Annotated in this window: 17 protein-coding genes; 5 read left to right on the top strand and 12 right to left on the bottom strand. The window is 38.5% G+C overall.

Translation table 11 applies throughout. The annotated features are described in order from the left end of the window. The first annotated feature begins 169 nt into the window (after window positions 1-169). Window positions 170-433, top strand: a complete 264-nt coding sequence (locus tag ACZ11_RS19140) for a hypothetical protein (protein ID WP_049668132.1) — start codon at window positions 170-172, stop codon at window positions 431-433. 145 nt (window positions 434-578) lie between these two features. On the opposite strand, the gene ACZ11_RS19135 is transcribed toward ACZ11_RS19140, so the two are convergent. From ACZ11_RS19135 to ACZ11_RS19115, 5 genes are all read right to left on the bottom strand, one after another. Beyond that, window positions 579-1,745, bottom strand: coding sequence for a DUF418 domain-containing protein (locus tag ACZ11_RS19135; protein ID WP_049668131.1), 1,167 nt, complete (start codon window positions 1,743-1,745; stop codon window positions 579-581). Between the two features lie 98 nt (window positions 1,746-1,843). Then, window positions 1,844-5,560 carry a helicase-exonuclease AddAB subunit AddA gene (gene addA / locus ACZ11_RS19130; RefSeq protein WP_049668130.1) on the bottom strand — a complete coding sequence of 1,239 codons (3,717 nt, stop codon included), beginning with the start codon at window positions 5,558-5,560 and terminating at the stop codon, window positions 1,844-1,846. 1 nt (window position 5,561) lies between these two features. Further along, window positions 5,562-9,071, bottom strand: coding sequence for a helicase-exonuclease AddAB subunit AddB (gene addB / locus ACZ11_RS19125; protein WP_049668129.1), 3,510 nt, complete (start codon window positions 9,069-9,071; stop codon window positions 5,562-5,564). Between the two features lie 457 nt (window positions 9,072-9,528). Beyond that, window positions 9,529-10,158: a TVP38/TMEM64 family protein gene (locus ACZ11_RS19120; protein ID WP_082172845.1), complete on the bottom strand. Its 630-nt coding sequence runs from the start codon at window positions 10,156-10,158 to the stop codon at window positions 9,529-9,531. A gap of 11 nt (window positions 10,159-10,169) precedes the next feature. Then, window positions 10,170-10,721 (bottom strand): helix-turn-helix domain-containing protein, encoded by a 552-nt coding sequence (locus ACZ11_RS19115; RefSeq protein WP_049668127.1) that lies wholly within the window; start codon window positions 10,719-10,721, stop codon window positions 10,170-10,172. Between the two features lie 124 nt (window positions 10,722-10,845). Here ACZ11_RS19115 and ACZ11_RS19110 point away from each other — a divergent pair, with 124 nt between their 5' ends. Next, entirely contained in the window at window positions 10,846-11,577 is a 732-nt protein-coding gene (locus ACZ11_RS19110) for an AzlC family ABC transporter permease (RefSeq protein WP_049668126.1), read from the top strand. Next, the gene (locus ACZ11_RS19105) at window positions 11,574-11,900 is read left to right on the top strand and encodes an AzlD domain-containing protein (protein WP_049668125.1); all 327 of its coding nucleotides are present in this window, start codon (window positions 11,574-11,576) and stop codon (window positions 11,898-11,900) included. The genes ACZ11_RS19110 and ACZ11_RS19105 overlap by 4 nt, the downstream gene beginning before the upstream one ends. Before the next feature lie 52 nt (window positions 11,901-11,952). Here ACZ11_RS19105 and ACZ11_RS19100 read toward each other — a convergent pair whose 3' ends face one another. Together ACZ11_RS19100 and ACZ11_RS19095 are read right to left on the bottom strand one after the other, a co-directional pair. Then, complete coding sequence (locus tag ACZ11_RS19100) at window positions 11,953-12,183, bottom strand: DUF2198 family protein (RefSeq protein ID WP_049668124.1); 231 nt, start codon at window positions 12,181-12,183, stop codon at window positions 11,953-11,955. Further along, window positions 12,183-13,364 (bottom strand): PDZ domain-containing protein, encoded by a 1,182-nt coding sequence (locus ACZ11_RS19095; protein WP_049668123.1) that lies wholly within the window; start codon window positions 13,362-13,364, stop codon window positions 12,183-12,185. Before ACZ11_RS19095 ends, ACZ11_RS19100 begins: the two co-directional genes overlap by 1 nt. Window positions 13,365-13,600: 236 nt before the next feature. On the opposite strand from ACZ11_RS19095, the gene ACZ11_RS19090 reads away from it, so the two are divergent. Then, window positions 13,601-14,314, top strand: coding sequence for a hypothetical protein (locus tag ACZ11_RS19090; protein WP_049668122.1), 714 nt, complete (start codon window positions 13,601-13,603; stop codon window positions 14,312-14,314). Window positions 14,315-14,604: 290 nt separating this feature from the next. Further along, complete coding sequence (locus tag ACZ11_RS19085) at window positions 14,605-14,898, top strand: hypothetical protein (RefSeq protein ID WP_049668121.1); 294 nt, start codon at window positions 14,605-14,607, stop codon at window positions 14,896-14,898. 143 nt (window positions 14,899-15,041) lie between these two features. On the opposite strand, the gene ACZ11_RS19080 is transcribed toward ACZ11_RS19085, so the two are convergent. The 5 genes from ACZ11_RS19080 to ACZ11_RS27585 all read right to left on the bottom strand — a co-directional run bounded on the left by ACZ11_RS19080 (window position 15,042) and on the right by ACZ11_RS27585 (window position 19,707). Continuing rightward, entirely contained in the window at window positions 15,042-15,983 is a 942-nt protein-coding gene (locus ACZ11_RS19080; protein ID WP_134008725.1) for an IS3 family transposase, read from the bottom strand. Continuing rightward, a complete protein-coding gene (locus ACZ11_RS19075) occupies window positions 15,869-16,432 on the bottom strand; it encodes a helix-turn-helix domain-containing protein (protein ID WP_049668120.1) in 564 nt (187 codons plus the stop codon). The genes ACZ11_RS19080 and ACZ11_RS19075 overlap by 115 nt, the downstream gene beginning before the upstream one ends. 186 nt (window positions 16,433-16,618) lie before the next feature. Next, window positions 16,619-18,973, bottom strand: coding sequence for a M13-type metalloendopeptidase (locus tag ACZ11_RS19070; RefSeq protein ID WP_049668119.1), 2,355 nt, complete (start codon window positions 18,971-18,973; stop codon window positions 16,619-16,621). A gap of 456 nt (window positions 18,974-19,429) precedes the next feature. Further along, window positions 19,430-19,528: a hypothetical protein gene (locus ACZ11_RS27590; protein WP_403089645.1), complete on the bottom strand. Its 99-nt coding sequence runs from the start codon at window positions 19,526-19,528 to the stop codon at window positions 19,430-19,432. A 53-nt stretch (window positions 19,529-19,581) separates the two neighbouring features. Next, a complete protein-coding gene (locus ACZ11_RS27585) occupies window positions 19,582-19,707 on the bottom strand; it encodes a hypothetical protein (protein ID WP_403089642.1) in 126 nt (41 codons plus the stop codon). Window positions 19,708-19,740: the final 33 nt, after the last annotated feature.

Here is a 19,740-nt window from a genome sequence, read left to right as displayed (position 1 = left end):
CTTTTGCGACAATAATTTTTATTCCTAATCAACCGCGGGGCCATTCACCATAACGTGGGGTTGATTTCCGTTCCAGCTGGGCGCTTTGTTGCTGTCGCTTCGCTTTCGCACAGATAAAACATTTGCCGCTGACGCTTCGCTTTCGCGCAGAGCTTCCTGGGGGCGTCCGATGAGCCGCTTGGGCCAACAGATGTTTTTTGCGCGAAAGCGTAGTGCTAACGCAGCGTCAGCAAAAGGGGTTCATTCTGTGCGAAAGCGTAGTGCAACGAAGCGACAGCAACAGCAGGATGTTGGTCACGAAGGCGTTATCACAGGATGTGATGGTTTTAGCCTTCGTTCCTCTATCGCTAATCCCCAAGGAGTCGCCCAGCCTCCACTCCAATCAACTTATATACATGACATATGTTTTAACAAATGTCATCACCAACTTTAATGATGAGCCAAATCGCAATAAATTATTCTTATAATACAAGACGTGATTATTAACTATATGTTTCCACCACATAGAAGATGAAGGCTGATTTCCACCGTAGATTGCTAGATTGCATGAGAATCGAATACCTTATATCGATAAAACATTAACCCACTTTAGCATTCGCCTTATATGTTAATTTGCGCCATAAAGCTTCTAACGGACCTTGTTGCCATTTCGCTAGCCAAATTTCTGCCACAATCATTTGGACAATAATAATACTGACTGCTATTAACACGCCTGTTGCGACGCTCACTTTTCCATACCAGCCAAATCCAAATTGATAAAATAAACACGTTCCTATGATTGATTGAAGTATGTACATCGTTAATGACATGCGCCCCATTTTTGCAAAAGGACTAAGCAACTTTGATACAGCTGGAAGTAAACAAAGTAAAACAATGAGCCCCGTATAGCCAACTGCTAAAATCGGACCACCTATGTAAACTTTCAAGTAGTCTAATAAATACGTACGTGTAAACATAATCGGTAAGCTCTTGATTAATATACCAACTGCTAATCCAGCTATTGCTAATGCAAGCCAAAGCCATTTTAGCTCCTTCGCTCGTTCCACTAAACGCCATTTAGAGGCCGCTGCACCAATTAACATAAATGGTAAAATTGTAAATAATGCCACAAACCACATGCCGATCCCAGCCTGAACAGATAAATCGGTTAAACGTTGCATAAATGCATCTACCCAACTGCCCGTTCCGTAAGCAGTTATCGCCTGCTCTACCGAAGTAATATCTAAATACTCATCAATTTTCGTATTAAAATTAATATATCCTACAATAAATAACATAAAAACTTGCATAACACCGTTAATCAAAATACCGATTGACAATAACCAAATAGGATGAAGACGTAGTAAAAGCAATAAAAAAATGCCGCAAAATGCATACATCATCAAAATGTCGCCCCACCAAATGAGCACAGCATGTATTAAACCAAATACAAATAATACAGAAAGTCTTCGCAGTCCTATCTCATAAAAATTTTGTTCGCGACTTTGAGCTTTCTGCCATTGCATAGCGAGTCCATAGCCAAATAACATGGCAAACAGTGGATAAACGCTACTTTGAACATAAATATCTAAATTTTGTTGCCACACCATATCTGACGGTGTAGTAAACCATGATGCCAAATCAATATATGGCATTGGCAAATAAAAGGCAAACATATTAACGAGTAAAATGCCTAGTAAGCTAATACCACGTAAAATATCTAATGTTGCGACGCGTTCTTGCAACATTGTCGGTTTTAACTCCACAAAATAGCCTCCTCTATGTATATGTCGAAAACAGGGCTCTTTAAATTCATTCCCTTATATGAAACTATATCAGATAGCCCTGTTTTCACCGCAATCACTTATGCATGTAAAGCGCGTTCAATATCGAATAAATATAGAACCTTATCACTTACTTTGATTTGAAGGATAGCTTCAATCGCCTCACTATAAACTCTTAGCTGAACACCATACCGGTCTAAGAGTTCCTTCGTTAGCGCTGGTTCCTCAGCAAAATGTGATTGAATACGATCTGTCTTATAATCAAGCAAGATCCATTCACCATTCTCATCCTCAAACAAGCAATCGATAATCCCTTGTACTATTTGAGCGTCGCCATCTTCATCTACTCTACTAATCGTAAATGGCAGTTCTCTCCGGATTGTTTTTGCTTTTTTAAAGCGTTGTCCAATGCCTGTTGTAAAGAAATTATATATTTTTTTCCATGGAACAACCTTGCCCTCAGTCTCTGTCAGAAGCTGCCTTGCCACTAAATTAGCGACAAACCCCTTAACCTCCTGTACATCCTTAAAGCCGTTTTGAGGCACATGCTGCATGACTGTATGGACAGCTGTTCCTATTTCAGCACCTGTCAGCTGTTTGTCCTGTAAAAAGGTTGGACGGGGTGCAATAGTTGTCGTTTTTTGCTTAGAAGGTACTGAAAAGTAATATTCAGGCTCCTCCTGTCGCTGTAGATTTTCTAAACGCTTTATTTCACTTACAGATGTTTTTGAGCGTTTTTGTGTTGATTTCTGAAATGCATAATGTGCTTGAAAGCGCATCGTAATTTCCGACAGCAAAGCTTCGTCCTCTGTCGTTTCTAGCAATGGCTGTATCTCATCCTCTAACGCCTGTATGTCATACGCATAATGGCTTGTTTCAACAGCACGTACCCACCAATGCGATACATCATCAGGTGCCTTATAGGAAGAAGAAGCAAGTGTTGCAAAATCTGCGTGTCTAGCAACTGCAGGTCCAAGCCAATCAAAGTAACTATTAGCTCTCGCGCGTAAATACTCCTGTAGTGGGGCATCCACTGGTAAACTTTGAGCATCATGCCAATTATCGAGCGTTTTATTCCAATTTTTCACGGAGCCTACTAAAATAAGTCGCTCTTTCGCACGTGTCATCGCTACGTATAATACACGCATTTCCTCAGCACGCATTTCAAGCTCCTTTTTCTCCTTCAAAGCTAAAAATGGAAGAGATGTATACGTAATACGATTTTCTGGATCAATTGCCTTCACGGCAAGGCCAAAATCTTGATCGAATAAATATGGATTGTGGAAATCCATTTTATTAAACGGTCTCCCCATCCCTGCAACAAAGACAACAGGGTATTCCAAACCTTTTGAAGAGTGGATAGTTACAAGACGCACAACATCATCCTTTTCTCCAATCGATTTAGCTGTTCCTAAATCATCCCCACGTGTACGCATACGATCAATGAAACGTAAAAAGCGAAATAGTCCTCGAAAGGCCGTTTTCTCATACATTAAAGCACGGTCATGTAAAATACGTAAGTTGGCCTGACGCTGCTTACCATTCGGCATCGCCCCTACCATCTCATAATAATGCGTGTCTAAATAAATTTTCCAAATTAAATCTGACAGTGAACCACGTCGCGCTAAATCTCGCCAGTTTTCAAATGCTAGCATAAATCGCTGAAGCTTCACAAAAATGTCAGTTTGCACACCATGCCCATCACTGCGAATAAATTGCCTTAATGCATCATAAAATGGCGCTTTTTTATCTGCTAGCCGTATTTTTGCTAGCTCATTTTCTGTTAAGCCAACAAATGGTGCGCGTAGTACTGAAGCTAAAGGAATATCCTGATATGGATTATCGACAACCTTTAGTACATTCAGCATAATCATGACCTCAAGCGCATCAAAATATCCTTTGGAGGACTCCGCATAGAGAGGGATTCCCGCAAGCTTAAATTCCTCAACTAAATCAGTTGACCAAGTCATTGAACGCATTAAAATCACAATATCACTATATTTTAATGGACGTTCTGTCTTCGTTTTTGTATCGAATACGGTTGTCCCATCCTCCATCATCTGGCGAATACGCTCAATGATAAAACGTGCCTCATACTGCGATTTTTTTAATTCCTCTAGCTCAGAGGCGTCGCTTGCAATGTCTTCCGCCTCTTCGTCCAACTCCTCATCCCCGGGAGGATGCATGATGACTAGCTCTACCGGAACTTCTTTATCATCATACGGCGCTGCTGGCTTTAATGAAGCATTTTCATCATAAAGAATTTCCCCTACACGCTCACCCATAATTTGTGCAAATACGTAGTTTGTAGCGTTCAACACTTCTTTTCGACTACGGAAATTAGCGTTTAAATCTATACGCATTCCCGTTAAATCTGGGGCCTCTAGAAACTCACTGTACTTTCGCATAAAAAGCTTCGGTTCTGCTAAACGGAAACGGTAGATGCTTTGTTTTACATCCCCAACCATAAATAGATTTCCCTCTTGCTCACTACCTGTTTTCACAAGCTGTAATATTGTCTCTTGTAGCATATTTGTATCTTGGTATTCGTCAACAAGTACTTCTTTAAAACGTTGTTTCAAATCTAGAGCAACAGGTGAAGGCTGTAATTCACCTTCGACTTCTATTGTTAAAATTTGCAACGCGAAATGTTCTAAATCCGAGAAATCAATAATTCCTCGTTCTAATTTTGCCATGCGGAACTGTTCACTAAAAACATTTGTCAATTCGACTAATGTTCCTATCGTCGGACCCATTAATCGTATTTCTTCAAGCAAGCGCGCAGGAGTCCGAACAAAATAAGTTTCTTTCAGCTTGTTCACAATTTTCTTAGCTGCCTCACGCTTTTTCTTGGCAAGCTCCTGGAGCTCCACATCCACTAAAGCATCCTTTGATACACGCTTTAAAGTTGACCATTTCACCGTACCAAAATAATCAAATAGTTCCTGCCACGTTCCTTCACGACTAATGCGAATGCCTTCCTGAATCATGGCAAAATCCATTTCTGCTGTTTCAGCATATGGTGCAGGTCCCTCGGGCTGTAGCGTAATGGCACGCATTTCAGAAATTAATACGAATGCCTCTTCAAAACTATGCTTTACTGTTAACTTCACATATTTCGACAACTCTAAATCATCAATGGTCACGTCCGCTGCTAAGTCATATGTCTCTGGTAGACTACGAAGCCATTTTTGAGGCTCTGCATGAACACGAGACGTATCATAAAGCTTGCTCATTAATGTTTCGATAGCTTGATCATCACGATCCGACGTAAAGCTATCAACAAGACGGTAGATTGCTTGAACCTGAGCCTCATCCTCAGAATCGTAAGCATCTTCTAATACTTCTGCTAATATATCGTCCCTTAACAAAGCAACCTCAGCCTCATTTGCTATACGAAAGCCTGGGTCAATATCTAACATATAGGCATACTGTTTAACTATGGCTAAACAGAAGGAATGCAGCGTTGAAATTTGCGCTTTATTGACAAGGCTTAGCTGGCGTCGTAAATGGTTGGAAGTTGGATTTTCTGCAATAGCCTTTTCAAGTGCCTCCGCCATACGGTGTCGCATCTCAGCAGCGGATGCATTTGTAAATGTTACGACAAGTAACTCGTCCACATTGATGGGACTCTCTATCGCAACTACCTTTTCAATCATGCGATTAATAAGTACTGCCGTTTTACCAGAACCTGCCGCAGCTGATACTAGTGTATCCTGACCGCTTGCATAGATGGCCTTCCACTGGTCGTCGGTCCACGTCACTTCCGCTGGCTTTTCGGGTATTTTTTGTACCAACTTACTTCATCTCCTTCCGAATTTTCTCAACGATATCATTCGGTTTTGCTTGCTGTAACTGACGATAGCTTTGCTTGCCATCGGATGGGTCAAATTGACAAACCGCTGTAAATTGACAATAGTCACATGCTGTTTTTGTTTTAAGTTTATAAGGACTAATGGAAGTATCCCCTGCTAAAATTCCATTACCAGCCTCTTGATGCTTGCGCCGTACAAAATGCTGTAGATTTTTCATATCATTAACAGGTACAATACGTGACTGAGATTCTGATGGTGTCCCATCTTTCTTCATATAGACAGGAATAATTTTCGAATGCCCAGACGATTCCTCTAATTGCTCGTCCATCGATAAAATGGCCTCTGCATTTTCTGACAAAAGACCTTTCATTTTGTATTGTTTTAAACGGTCTTCCTCAATTTCGCTATCGCTTAAATCCTTATCAAGCTTTAGCATTGGATTGTGGACATGTACATAAAGAACCCCGGCTGGCTCCGCCTCACCTGGCAGCCAATAAGACGAGTTTTCCATCGCCACATCTAGATACGTTAATACCTGTAGAGACAATCCGTGGTAAACCTCATTCAAATCTAAATCACGAGCTGATGATTTATAATCGACAATCCGTAAATAAGAGCGGTCATCAATAGACGCACTATCCACCCTATCAATACGACCTCGCATAAACATTTTCTTACCACCTGTTAAATCAATTTCAAGTGGAGGAAGCTGTTCATTTTGTCCCGGTCCAAATGATGCCTCAATGGCAATTGGCTTAAAGTGGGATACATTCGCATGCTGCGTAAGTGCCGTCATTGTTCGTTCGACAATACGAATAAGCTTGCGTTGAATGTAACGATAACGTGCACTTGACAGTAAGATTTGATGAGAGAATACCGGCACAATTTGCTCTACAGCTTGGCGTGCTAATTGTTTAATTTGCTGATGTGTTAAACGTATCCATGATAGTTGCAGACGGTGTGTCTCCTCCGTAATCCATTTCAATGCCTCATGGAATAAATCACCCATTGCAAATGTTTCTAGTCTGTACTCTGCCCGCTCTTCTAGATGAAGCCCATACGTTGTAAAATGAGAGAATGGGCAACGGAAAAATTTCTCAATACGAGACACACTAGATGTTAGCTTTTGACCATATAATTCCTGAGTGATGTAGTTTTCTAATGGCTCTGCTTCATTTTTATGAGTGATTGGATGTAACACTCGATCATATACAAGTGCCCAATAAGGGTCCTGTTTATAATATTTTTGTAAAGCAAGCCACTCTGGTGCTAGCTGTCGGCTATGCTCAGCTTGACGTTTTTGCACCATTAAATGTGCTAAAGCTGTACGTGGATGGCGTAAATAAGGTAAAGCACTTTCATTCAGTAATTCAATTGGATCAATCACAACTCGCTCTACCTCAACACCGCTCAAAAGGCCAGCTGTTTTATCATTACCGATAATTTTCTTTATATAGAGTGAAGACAGTAGTGCCTTGCCCTCTTCATCTGCCGTTGGATAGGACATATATAATTTATCGGATGGCGTCGTTAAAGCTCGATATAGCAAGAAATTCTCCTGCAGTAAACGATTTTTAGATGTCGGCGCTAGCTCATAGCCAATTTGACCAAACCATTCACGTTCAGTATCTGACAGCAATCCCTCATAATCTATACGAGTTGGATAGACTCCATCATTCATTCCTAAGACAAAAGCAACTTTTATATTCGATAAACGAGCTAAATCAACTGTCGCTACCATTACCTCATCTAATGTAGGTGGGATACGTGAAAATTCTAATGTATCAAAGCCTTCATCTAAAATTTTCGCCGCTTCCTCCACTGACATCTCCTGCTCACCAAACATATAAACAAACTGATCGAGCACTGCAATCCATTCTTTCCACGCTTGATCATGCTCACTTGCAGCTAATGCATCGCCTCGATCAAGTTCACGGTCTTTCATTGCTTGAAGCTTTTCAAAAACATTTAAACTCTCAATCAACTCGAATAAAGCTGTCGCTACATCTCGCCCTGTTGTTGCCACTTCCAGCTTGTCCTGTAATAATTTAAGCGGCTGACGAATTTCATCGCGAATGGCCTCGATTTCTGCCTGCATAGCACGTTCTTCGTCTGTTTGTACACGTGAATGGAATTCAAGTCCACGATACTTTTTGAAAAACCATCGAGCTTCCTCAAACCAGCGCTCACCAAAGACACCCTGCGCTAAACAGTAGTTTTCTAAACGATCCGCACGCTCTCGCCAAACATTTAATTCAGCATGTAACGGGAAAAATAAATCTGTTTTCACACTACGAAAAACTGGTTCGTATTTCCAATTAGAAGTAATAATCTCTAAAGCAGAGCGACTAAGCTCAATTAAAGGGTGGTGCAACATTGTCTTTTTCGAATTTGTAAAAATAGGAATTTCATATTGTTGAAAAATTGTTGTAATGAGCGGGTCATATACTTCTGCTTGTCTATAAAGAAGTACTATATCTTGATAACGATACCCCTTCTCTCTTGTCAGCTTTGTTATTTCCCGGGCAATGGCATGTATCTCCGCACGTCGATTAGATGCTTCAAATATCGTTACATCACCTGAAGTTTCTTTCGTTTGAGGCACCATATCAGCAAATCGAGCTTCCACATGTTGTAAATCATCAGATTGAAAACGATACGTATTGTAGAAGTGCAATGGTGCTTCAACTTCAATGCCTTCTTCATGTGCAATGTCGTGTAAACGTTGGTTCGTAGAAGCGGCTTCATAGAATAAAGATTGCTCATCATAAACCTCTTCGATATGGTCAAAGGGAAGAACTACGGTTACCTGTTTCGTCACCTTTAATAATTCTTTTACAAGTTCTAATTCTCTTACCGTAAATGCTGTAAATCCATCTATATAAATTGACGCCTGCTTCATCGTCTCGGAGTATTTTAGTTGCTCAGTTAAAATTGGATAATACCCCTCACTATCGACATAAGTCGTGCCAAGTCGTTCCTCCAAAGCCTGCAAAACTACTTGTAAATCATTCGTCTTCGCTTGCAATGTATTCGGCGCATCAATGGCCTGCAAAGACGCTGACACTTCACCTAGCACCGAACTATTTACACTATAACGACTAAACTCTCGTAATAGCGTTTCAATCTCCTCCGTAAAGCCCCGTTTCCCAGCTGCTTGTCGAAATAATGAGAACTCACTTTTTTGTTCCTCTAAAAGTTTGCGGATAAGCATTCGATAACCATAGCCATTTACTTCTTTTCGAGCAATACCACCCGTTTCCTGTAATACTAGCCATGCTAATCGTTTAAATGTCATGACCTGCGCACGGATTAAGCCTTGCAAGCCATGCTTATTCGTAAGCTCATACTCCGTTGAATAAGACATCTGGTCAGGTACAATCACAAAAATTGGGTGACCTAACGGCTCTGATTTTAGTTGTTCGACAATCTCTTGATGAATAAACGTTGATTTCCCCGTCCCTGAACGTCCTGATACAATACGCAATGTCATGTACTTTTCTCCTCCTGTTAATAATCTATATATATAAATGTATGTCGTAGATACTTGGGCTTTGCTACTCAACATTGGTGGTAATCTTTTATGTCTGATCACTTTGCTGTTGTACTTGAGCAGGTTTTACATTGACCTGATCACTTCATGACCTCACCTGAGCAGTTTTCTCTTCGACCTGATCACTTTGCGATTCCACCTGAGCAGGTTTCTCTTTGACCCGATCACTTTGCGACCTACCTGAGCAGTTTTCTCTTTGACCCGATCAGGTTTTGCATGGACCCGATCACTTTGATAGTACCCCCGAGCTTTTTGCTGCTCTAACTGTGCATTTTAATATTTTATCTAAGCGCTACTCCATATTACTTGAGCAATGCCTTACCTTTAATTAATTAAGATAAAAAACCCCTTCTCTCATTTTACATGATAAAAGGGGGAAGATGTGCATATTCAACTTTCAACGGTGGTGATTTTTCGTCAATTTTCGCGCTTGTTTCAAATCTCTCTCTACACGCGTGTTTAATCGTTTCTCTATAAGCTTTCCAACCCACCAAAGCACGACAATCGCAACAGCCGCAATAATCAGTCTTACAGGGCTTGTTAGGAGCGATTTTAAATCATAGCCAAGAACGCTCATTCCTAAAATCATTACGAACTTTCCTGCCATTAACACTACTAGATAAAACTTTTTATGAATATGAGATAGCCCCGCTACAATGTTTACAATGATTGAGGGTGTAAAAGGAAAACAAAGTAACACGAATACAGGACTAATACCATTCATATCTACCCATTTAATTAGCTTCTCTACTTTTTTACTGCCTGTTACAAATCGAAGCTTTGGATGCTTGCCAAAATGTCGGACAAGCAAAAAGACTGCATATGAACCCGCTACAGATCCTATCCATGATAATAAAAAACCTAACCATAAGCCAAATGCGCTCGCATTGGCGATAACGAACACGACCAAAGGTAAAAACGGCAAAAATGCCTCTATAAAAGGTAATAATAAACCCATGATTGGGCCAAGCGTTCGATATTGTGCCGCAATTTGCTCAATATTATCTACAGTAAACCATTCACTCAAAATCGACACCTCTATTTATATTGTAAAATTAAATGTAAAATCGTTAACTTTTCCGAAGTATTTTTATACTCATGTGGCTGATGTCCTGAGAATACTAGTGTATCCCCTTCTTCTAGTAATTCATGCATCTCCCCAGCAGAAATGATGGCTTGTCCTTGGATAACCGTTACCGTTTCCTCTACCCCTTCTGTGTGGGCCTCACTCCTGCTAAAGGCGCCAGGCTCCATTTCTATCTTATATAGTTCCCAACCACGTTCCGGATTATAAGGAATAATGGAGTACACACGATATCGACCCTCATCTTCATCTACATGTAGCGCATCCTTACTACTATATTTCATGAAGTGTGCTGTTGGTGATTGTAATAGCGAAGAAAATGAAATGCGCATTCCCGCAGCAATTTTCCAAATTGTTGATACTGTAGGATTTGCCTCCCCTTTTTCAATTTGAGCAAGTTGCGCTTTACTTACCCCCGTAGCTTTGGCAACATCGTCTAAGCTTAAATGACGTTGTTGTCGGATCTTCTTTAATTGAAATGCCAAATTTCGACTCATTTGCTCCATTTTTATTCACCAATTTCTATTGTTTATTTTATCGGACATATGTATACTTTAATAAACATCATTAACTATCAGACTATTCCATTATTAGTATACATGGAAATTTTTAAGAAAGGACGATCTATTTATGACAAGTACAACAGATTTTCAGAATGAAACAGCAATCATGCCAGACGATAGCTTTTTACAAGGCGTTAAAGATTGTATCCCCACTTTACTCGGTTATATTAGCATAGGACTCGCTTTCGGTGTTGTAGGTTCCGCTTCTGGGTTATCTGTACTCGAAATTGCACTTTTAACTATACTCATCTATGCAGGCTCCGCACAATTTATCTTTTGTGCACTTCTTTTAACAAATAGCCCTGCTTCTGCTATTATTGTAACCATTTTCGTCGTAAATCTACGCCATTTATTAATGAGTTTAACAATAGCTCCCCATTTCACACGCTATTCCATGCTAAGAAATATTGGTTTCGGCACATTATTAACGGACGAAACATTTGGTGTAGCTGTTACAAAGCAAATGCAAACCGGTAAATTATATGGCAAATGGATGGATGGGCTGAATATAACTGCTTACCTATTTTGGATACTTTCTTGTGTGACTGGTGCTTATTTAGGACAATGGGTAGCAACTCCTGAAAAATGGGGCTTAGATTTCGCATTGATTGCTATGTTTGTGGCACTTCTTGTTCTCCAGCTTAGCAGTGTAGGTAAAAGTAAAATAATGCATTATCTTATGTTAATCGGCTATATGGTTGTCATTATGTATGGTCTTTCTTATATTGTACCTTCGCATGTGGCTGTTCTTCTTTCAACTGTTATTGTAGCAACTATAGGGGTGGTGACAGATAAATGACGACAACTGCTACTATGGTATGGCTCATCATTGGCTGCGCACTTGTAACTTGGCTACCGCGTATTATTCCTTTTATATTCGTCCGAAATGTGAAGCTACCAGAGGTTGTATTAAAATGGTTAAGCTTTATCCCAATTTGTATTTTGAGTGCTCTTGTAATTGAAAACTTATTGGATACAGAAAGCGGAAAAATTGTTACACTCAATTGGCCTGTATTTATTACATTTGTGCCAACGCTTGTGATTGCACTTGTTACCAAAAGCTTATCTATTACAGTTGTAGCAGGGGTTATCATTATGGCAGCCGTAAGATTTTTCATGTAAAAAGGTCAGTCTTAAAAGTGAGAAAGCTATCACTTTTGACTGACCTTTTATATTAATTTTTGTTTTTTTTCATTTTACTTGCTAGCCAAAAGCCTACTGTTAACGAAAATGCATCGATTACGAATATAATAGGTGGCGACGTATGTCCTGCATAAACAGATGCCGCAATAAGCGCAATTGCCAATATTAAAGCAACATACCGATTAAACGTAATTCTAGTAAACAATAATACGAGTAATGCTGGTAAAAACAACGCTAACATCATTTTCCCGAAAACATCCATCAAATATCCCTCTGCTCAGCTAGTAATAATCCAATACGATAATGATCATTGCTATAGATAACATGCTGTGTTAAGCGTATTTCATTGTTACGATCAATTACTTCTAAACGACAATGTGCAGCATTTAATTGCAAAGCCTCATATAAGTCATTTTCAGTAAAAATGGCCTGACCGTTTACTTTACGAATACATTCCCCTGCCAGTAAGCCCATTTTTTCAGCTGGCGAATCCGGTAAGACTGCCGCAATAATAGCACCCTTTGAACTTGGTGCAACTGCATAATTATCCGTTTTATCTTGCAGCGCATAAAAGATTGAAATACCAATACGAATCGCCGCACCAATTACCAACGTGATAAAGCCGATGAATGGCAACAAGGCTGCAGCGAGTCCACCTATTAAAATTAACTGCCCTAGTATTAGTACTGCTCGGCCAATTTTAGGCAATTGCAACGCCGGTAATTCTTTTCTAGTAATCTTTGAAAAGCCTATTACAAGTGGAAATAGTACGAGTGAAAAGGTACTCTCTCCTAATGTAAATTGCGGCCAGTATGGGAAATCTACAGGAATAATATCACCAGGTATTACAAAGAAAATTGGCAATACCCATACATTTCTTGAACGATAGACAATTGCCTGCATACCTCGCTTTGTCTTTTCAACTCGTGGTGTCGTTACCTTCATTGCTGCTCGACGAATTAACATCCCCTCAGCAATCACACTTAGACCTGCTAAAATTGTAATCGTTATAATGGTACCATCTAATAAATTTACACCTTCTAATGAGATTTTCCACCAAGAAAATGTCCAATTGTAATGGTACATCAACCACATTGCTAGCGTCGCAAGCCCCATTATATAGATAGGTGAAAGTGCATTAATGAAGAACAATACTAGTGCCACCGCAGAAATAGCGATTAAAATCATTAAAAAAGCTTTAGGTACTGATAAACCTAAACCAACACTTATAAGTGAAATGAGGAGGGCATTTAGCCAACCATATTTCCATTGACCAATTAGCTCTGTCCAACCCCAAATAATACGCCTATTAAAAAATTTTCGCTCCTGCCTTACACGACTATAACCTAATAAAACCGCAAATAGAATTGCGATATACATTAATGGGTTGATTAAAAAGCGGCCAATCGCTGTTACTATTTCTATTAAAATATCACTAACCATACGAACACCCGCCGTTTCTTTCTTGAATACTATGATTTCATTGTATCAAACGACTACACTCTTGCGTAGTACAAACTAGAAGAAAGCTTTCTATTCTTAATTTTTTATCGAATTCAGCAGATAAATTTTAAACGTTGTAGGTGTGTCGATTACAATTTTATAAATCACTCTGAATAATCACTTTATATAAGTAACCAAAATTTGTAATAATCGTCTAATAACTAGGGGGTGTTATGTTGAAGGTTTTTAAAAGTATGATATTTATTTCTGTATTTGCTTTGTTGTTATCTTCTTGCAGTAACTTCACTTTTCTTAATGGATGTCCTGATGCAGAAATTGAATGGGTGGATGTGCTGATGACTAATGATATAAAGTATGAGCATCATTTTCTAGAGCCAGCGAATGAAAATCTTCCTATAACGATTGAAAAAGGTAAAGAACTAGGTAAAGTGACATATAGGATGGCTGGCAGTGCATGTAGTAATCACAAGATGCAAAATGGTGATGCGGCATATTTAAAAGAAGGAACAATCATTTTTGAAATAAAAGGATATCCAACTTCCTTGATTATTGCTGCAGATGATGCTGTTTATGTAGCCAACACAAATAAAAATGCTAAAACGGCAGGAGAACTTTACCCTATGGATAAGTTGGTGAAGAATATCTATTTTGAAAGCACTGAAGATGGAAAGAGAATTCACACATTCTCTCAGTCTTCTAAGGATACGTTCCTAGCCGCATTTAATGATTTAAAATTAGAAGATGCACAATCATTAATTGATGAAGGTAAGCTAGAAGGTACACGTATATTTTTGGATATTGAACTTAATAATGGTGTTTCATTTAGGCGGCTTTATTGGAGCGATTCTAATACATTCCATTTTGGAGCAATTGGAAACGATAAGATAAAGGAAGTTATTAACTATGAATTATCAAATCTAAAAAAATAATACCAGTAATATAATAAAAATTGCATTGCTACAATCATGAGTTGAAGAGCGAAGTTGATTGAATGGGAAGAACTTTATAAACTAAAAGAGGTGAAAATTCGTGGATAAACTGCTTCAACATTTACAAAGAGTTGGCGTACATTACTTAAAAAGTGATAGTGTAATTATTTTATAATTTTAGAAATATAAACTTCATCTTGCTTCTGAAATAGATGTGCTTATAAATGAAAAGTAATCAAAGGGATAGTTATTCCTTTAAGAAAAACCGTTTTTAGAAAAGAGGGAGTTAAATGGAAAGTTATTTCTTAATACTTATGTGCTTTTTTATCGTTATTGCAAATGTTATTGGGTTTGTATTCTTCCAAAAAAAGAAAGATCTATATTTTGCTGCTTTCATAATATTACTACTAGCAGGTGTATTTGGTGGACTAGGAAGCGTATTAGCACTATTTATTATTCGTGATGCTTTTGCGGTATTCTACGGGTTGAACCTTGCCTACTATTTACTAATAAATAGTCTTATTGTATTTCTTCTTGCGATTTTAGTTACTATCATTAAAAAATATAATAGTAGAAAAATATGATTATGAAAAATCAACTTAGTTTGTGAATGAATACACTTAAATTATCGGGCGCTATAGTTACATTTTCGATTCACGAAATATCGAAAAAAAAGACAGAATTTATTCTACACGTTGGTAGTGACCCCTTAAAGTTAGAGTTTTTATTATGCAGCTAATTGGCTGGCTTGAGTTCGGTATTTTACTGGACTCATGCCAGCCAGTTTTTGTTTAATACGTTCATTGTTATAGTAGTCGATATACCGTTCGATTTTCTTCTTCAATTCTTCATACGAGATTAATACTTCACCGTAATACATCTCTTGTTTGAGTATGCCAAAGAAGTTTTCCATCGCCGCATTGTCTGCACACGTCGCTTTGCGAGACATGCTTTGAAAAATCTTGTTTTGTCGTAATATTTTTACCCATGAATTGTGTTGATAATGCCAGCCTTGATCCGAATGAATCGTTGCACGGTATATAGCTCGGTTCTGAATGATTGGTAGAACTTGATGTAGCGATTCTAATACGAAATCTAATGTTGGACGTTTGGACATACTAAACCCAATAATTTCTCCATTATAGAAATCCATAATTGGACTTAAATAAAGCTTTTCATCTTCTGTACACTTGAATTCCGTTACGTCTGTCACAAGTTTTTGTAAAGCGTTTGTCGTATTGAAACGGCGGTTTAATCGATTATTTGCGACTTTACCCACCTTGCCCTTGTACGATTTATAACGAGATTTACGAACGAATTTCACACACTTTAAACCCAATTCCTTCATGATTCGCTGTACTTTTTTGTGATTGATGACGTATCCTTGCGCTTTTAATTCCGCATGGATTCGGCGATAACCATATCTACCTTCATGCTTATCAAATAGCGCTAAAACCAACGTTTTCCACTCTTGATTGGGATCTTCATTTTTTAACTGTTGAACATGGTAATGATATGTTGCTTCAGGGATTTCAACGATTCTCAATACATCTTTCAATCGGAACCCTTCTTCTTTGAGTTCGAACGCCAACGCTGCTTGTGCTTTTCGAGGAAGGCATCCGGGTTCGCCTCTAAAGCTTCTAACTTTTTTAAGTACGCAATCTCTAATCGGAGAAGCTCATTTTCACGTTCTAGTTGTTCTTCACGAGACATTGTATTTGGTTGTTTGACAGGTTTATTTTTAGGATTATTAGACATAGGTGGCCGTCCCTTCGCTTTTTCTTGCAGGCCTTCTATCCCTTCCTTCAAAAATTTACTGTTCCAGTTCGCTATTAACGTTGGATTATTCATGTTAAATTTAATCGCTGTATCTTGATAAGAAGCACCTGTTTGTTTCATAAAGTGTAATACATCGAGCTTGAATTGAATAGAGTAAGCCTGTTTTGTTACTTTTCTACGTAATCCAATTTCTCCAAATTCTTTGTACGCACAGACCCAACGCTTTATTTGCGAATAAGTTGGAATGTTATGTTTTTCCGCTAATAATTTATAACCTAAAGGACCTTTCATATATTCATTAACCACATTTATTTTGAATTCTTCACTGTATTTCGCCATATAAAAACACCCCTAAAGTTAGATTTTTGACTCTAACTTTAGGGGTGCGGGACCGTTTTGTAGATTAAATCTGTCTTTTTGTTTTAACAGCAACAATCTTTACTCAAAAAGGACTTCCTAGACATCCTCTTTGCCTTTATACACGGATGTAAGAGCTATCGGAATTAGCTCTATCTGCTCTAATTTTTACCAGATAGAAACTCGATCCTCCGGTGCTACATACATGCCATCTCCAGGCTTAATTCCATAAGTATCATAGAATTGCTGGAAGTTCACAATCGTGCGGTTTACCCGAATTTTAGCGGCTGAATGTACATCGTTTTTGCTCAGCATCGCTGTAAATTCTTTTGTAGTTGTAGTTTTCCATATTTTTGCATTACTTTCGAAATATGCTTTATAATCGGGAGTACTCATGTTGGATACAACTTGCAATGAAGCCGCCATTCCACCTAAATCAGCGACATTTTCGCTCTGTGTAAGCTGACCGTCGCTCAACACACCCGGAATAATCTCAATTCCATTATAGAACTCAATCAGTTTCTGGTTTTTCTCTTTGAATTTCTTAAAGTCCTTTTCTGTCCACCAGTTGTTTGCATTTCCATTTTCGTCGTATGCAGATCCGTTGTTATCAAATGCATGGCTGATTTCATGGCCAATGACCATGCCAATGGCACCATAGTTTGCTTCTGGTTTAGCATTAACATCATAGAAAGGCGCTTGGAGAATACCGGCAGGGAATGTAATTTCGTTATTAAAAGCATTGTAGAAAGCATTTACGGTATATACACTCGTTGACCATTTCGTTCTGTCCACCGGTTTTCCTAGCTTGGCTTTCATGTCATCAATGTATGCTTTGTTTACTGTGATGGTATTAGACAATAGCGAACCACCTTCGTCATATGTCTTGATAGCTACTTTATCTAATGTCGTATCCCATTTATCTGGGTAACCGATCTTAACAATCATCGTATCCAACTTTTTAATTGCTTTAGTTTTTGTAGTTTCTGACATCCAATCTAGAGATTTGATTCTTTCCTCATACGTAGCAATTAACTTCTCTACCATTTGTTCAACATCTTTTTTAGCTTCTGGTGAAAAATGTTTCTCGGCAAACATTTGCTCCAAATATCCGCCCATTGTTCCAGTTGTCTTGGCTACTGCTATTTCTTGAGCTGTTTTTTCACCTGTAACGCCTAATAACGTTGCGTCAAACTCAATAGCAGCAACTTTGAATTCATCTGACAACGAACCGCCTGTTGCCATAAGCAATTGCACTTTGGAGTAAGCTTTAAGTACATTAAGATTAGACTCAGTAAAGAGATCCGCACCTTTTTGCGCCAGCTTCACATCGGTTACGATCACTTTATCAGCACTGTCAACTTTCAGCGATTTCAAGACTTGTTTCATATCTACTGTTTTGAACATGTCATCGAATTGTTCGATTGTAAACGGATTATAGTATTTATTGACGTCGCCTTGTTCATGAGGTTCAAGTGATACAGAAGCTAAGCTTTTCTCCATATCATATATTTTTTCGGCAAGTGCATTCGCAGCAGACTTTTCCTCGCCCGATGCCACAAGAAGTTTGGTCATATATTGAATATAGGCTTTTTTCGCTTTCGAGTCTTCCGTTACAAAGCTGTTCTTATCCAGACCCGTAGTTAATCCAGAGTAATACAAAGCATATTCACTGCTGTTTTTTGCATCGTTCATGATTGCAAAGTTGAATAATGAGGTTAAACCCAATTCTTTCTCCAGGATAAGATCTGCTTGAACGAGTTCATCAAGCTTTTTAGCCCCGTCAATTGCCTTTACATATTTTTGGATGGGCTCAATCCCTTGTTTATTTCTATTTTTTGAATCCAATGCTGTCGAATAGAAGTCGGCAATTTTCTGTTCTTTTGTTCCTTCAGCGAACTGTTTGCCAGCGAGCTCATCTATTATTTTTTCTATTTTATCGTTATTTTGATTGTACAGCTCGGAAAATACGCCGCCCATGATTTCTCCTGCCGGAATTGTCGATTTATTTAACCATTCCTTATTGATTGCTTCATAAAAATCGTCATTTAAATGGGAGCCTTTAAGCGTCCAAATTCTGGCGATAATGTTTTGGAACTCATCGATTGTAATAGTGTCATTTGCCCCTAATGTGCCGTCAGTGTTGCCCGTCAGTACGCCTGCTTTTGCCAGATTATCGATATCTTTCTTAGCCCAAGCTGGTACATCGGTGAACTCGACGCCAAATGTTCCACTGCGCAGATCATTTCCGATAGGCTTTGGTAATTTGCCGAATGCTCTGCTCAACATAACTAAAGCTTCAACCTTCTTAGCTGGCTCATTCTCTCTTAAATCTCCGTTTTTAGAGCCTTGCATAACGGCTTCTTTATTAATTCCTGGTTGATAGGCGTCTGCTGACGTCAACAAGGTTTTTACGATATCTCCTCTTGTCGCTGGTGGCGACTTTTCATCGGCATATACCGATACGCTAACTGATAGGACCATTGTTATGGCCATGAATAAGGATAAAAACTTCTTTTTCATCTTCGTGCTCCTCTTAGTAGATTTGTATAAATAAAGTTAAATGATTAGAAATTAGAATTTCTACCATTTATAATACATTGTAGTTTATTTATTGCAATTTGAAAATATGTAAGGAGCTTTTTCATTTTCAAGAAAGCATTATCTAGTCAATTTTCAGCATCTTTAAGCTAAAACGGTATTATAAGTATGGTCATTTTTTTAGTCAAAAATTCGACTATAATAGTATCACTTTAGAGTGAACTATAGGTGTCAAATAAGAACCGCACTAAGATAAATCGCGATGAACAATACCACGATTAAGTGCGGTTTTTATTTAAATAAAAAATAAGGCCGATTTTTCTATACTAAAAGAAAATCGGCCTTTATAAATCCTATAATGATTTTTTTATGTACTTTTATTAATGTGCAGTTAAACCGCATCGATAACGCTAGCCTCATCAGAAGCCAAGAACAATATCATATTTTTAAAACTTCTTCTGGTTGTGCTACGCGTTTTAATGGAATGCGTTGAGAGAATGCTTCTACAGCCGATTTTGTATCTTCTTGTACAACCATTGGTGTTACGATAACGCCTGGGTGTACAGAGTTTACACGAATGTCCTATGGAGCTAGTTAGATAGCCACAGTGTTATCCCACGTACTGCGAATCTTGTATCTGCGTAATCTACAGCACCAGCAACTAAGCTGTTCATTGAAGAAATATTCACGATTGAACCGCCATCAGCTTTCATCATTTGGGTTAACTTGTTAAAAAATCACAAATAAAA

This window comes from Lysinibacillus xylanilyticus, from assembly GCF_001183605.1.
GTDB classification, from domain to species: domain Bacteria; phylum Bacillota; class Bacilli; order Bacillales_A; family Planococcaceae; genus Lysinibacillus; species Lysinibacillus xylanilyticus.
The sequence above is the reverse complement of the archived record's forward strand: the minus strand, read 5'-3'. Positions and strand labels throughout refer to the sequence as shown.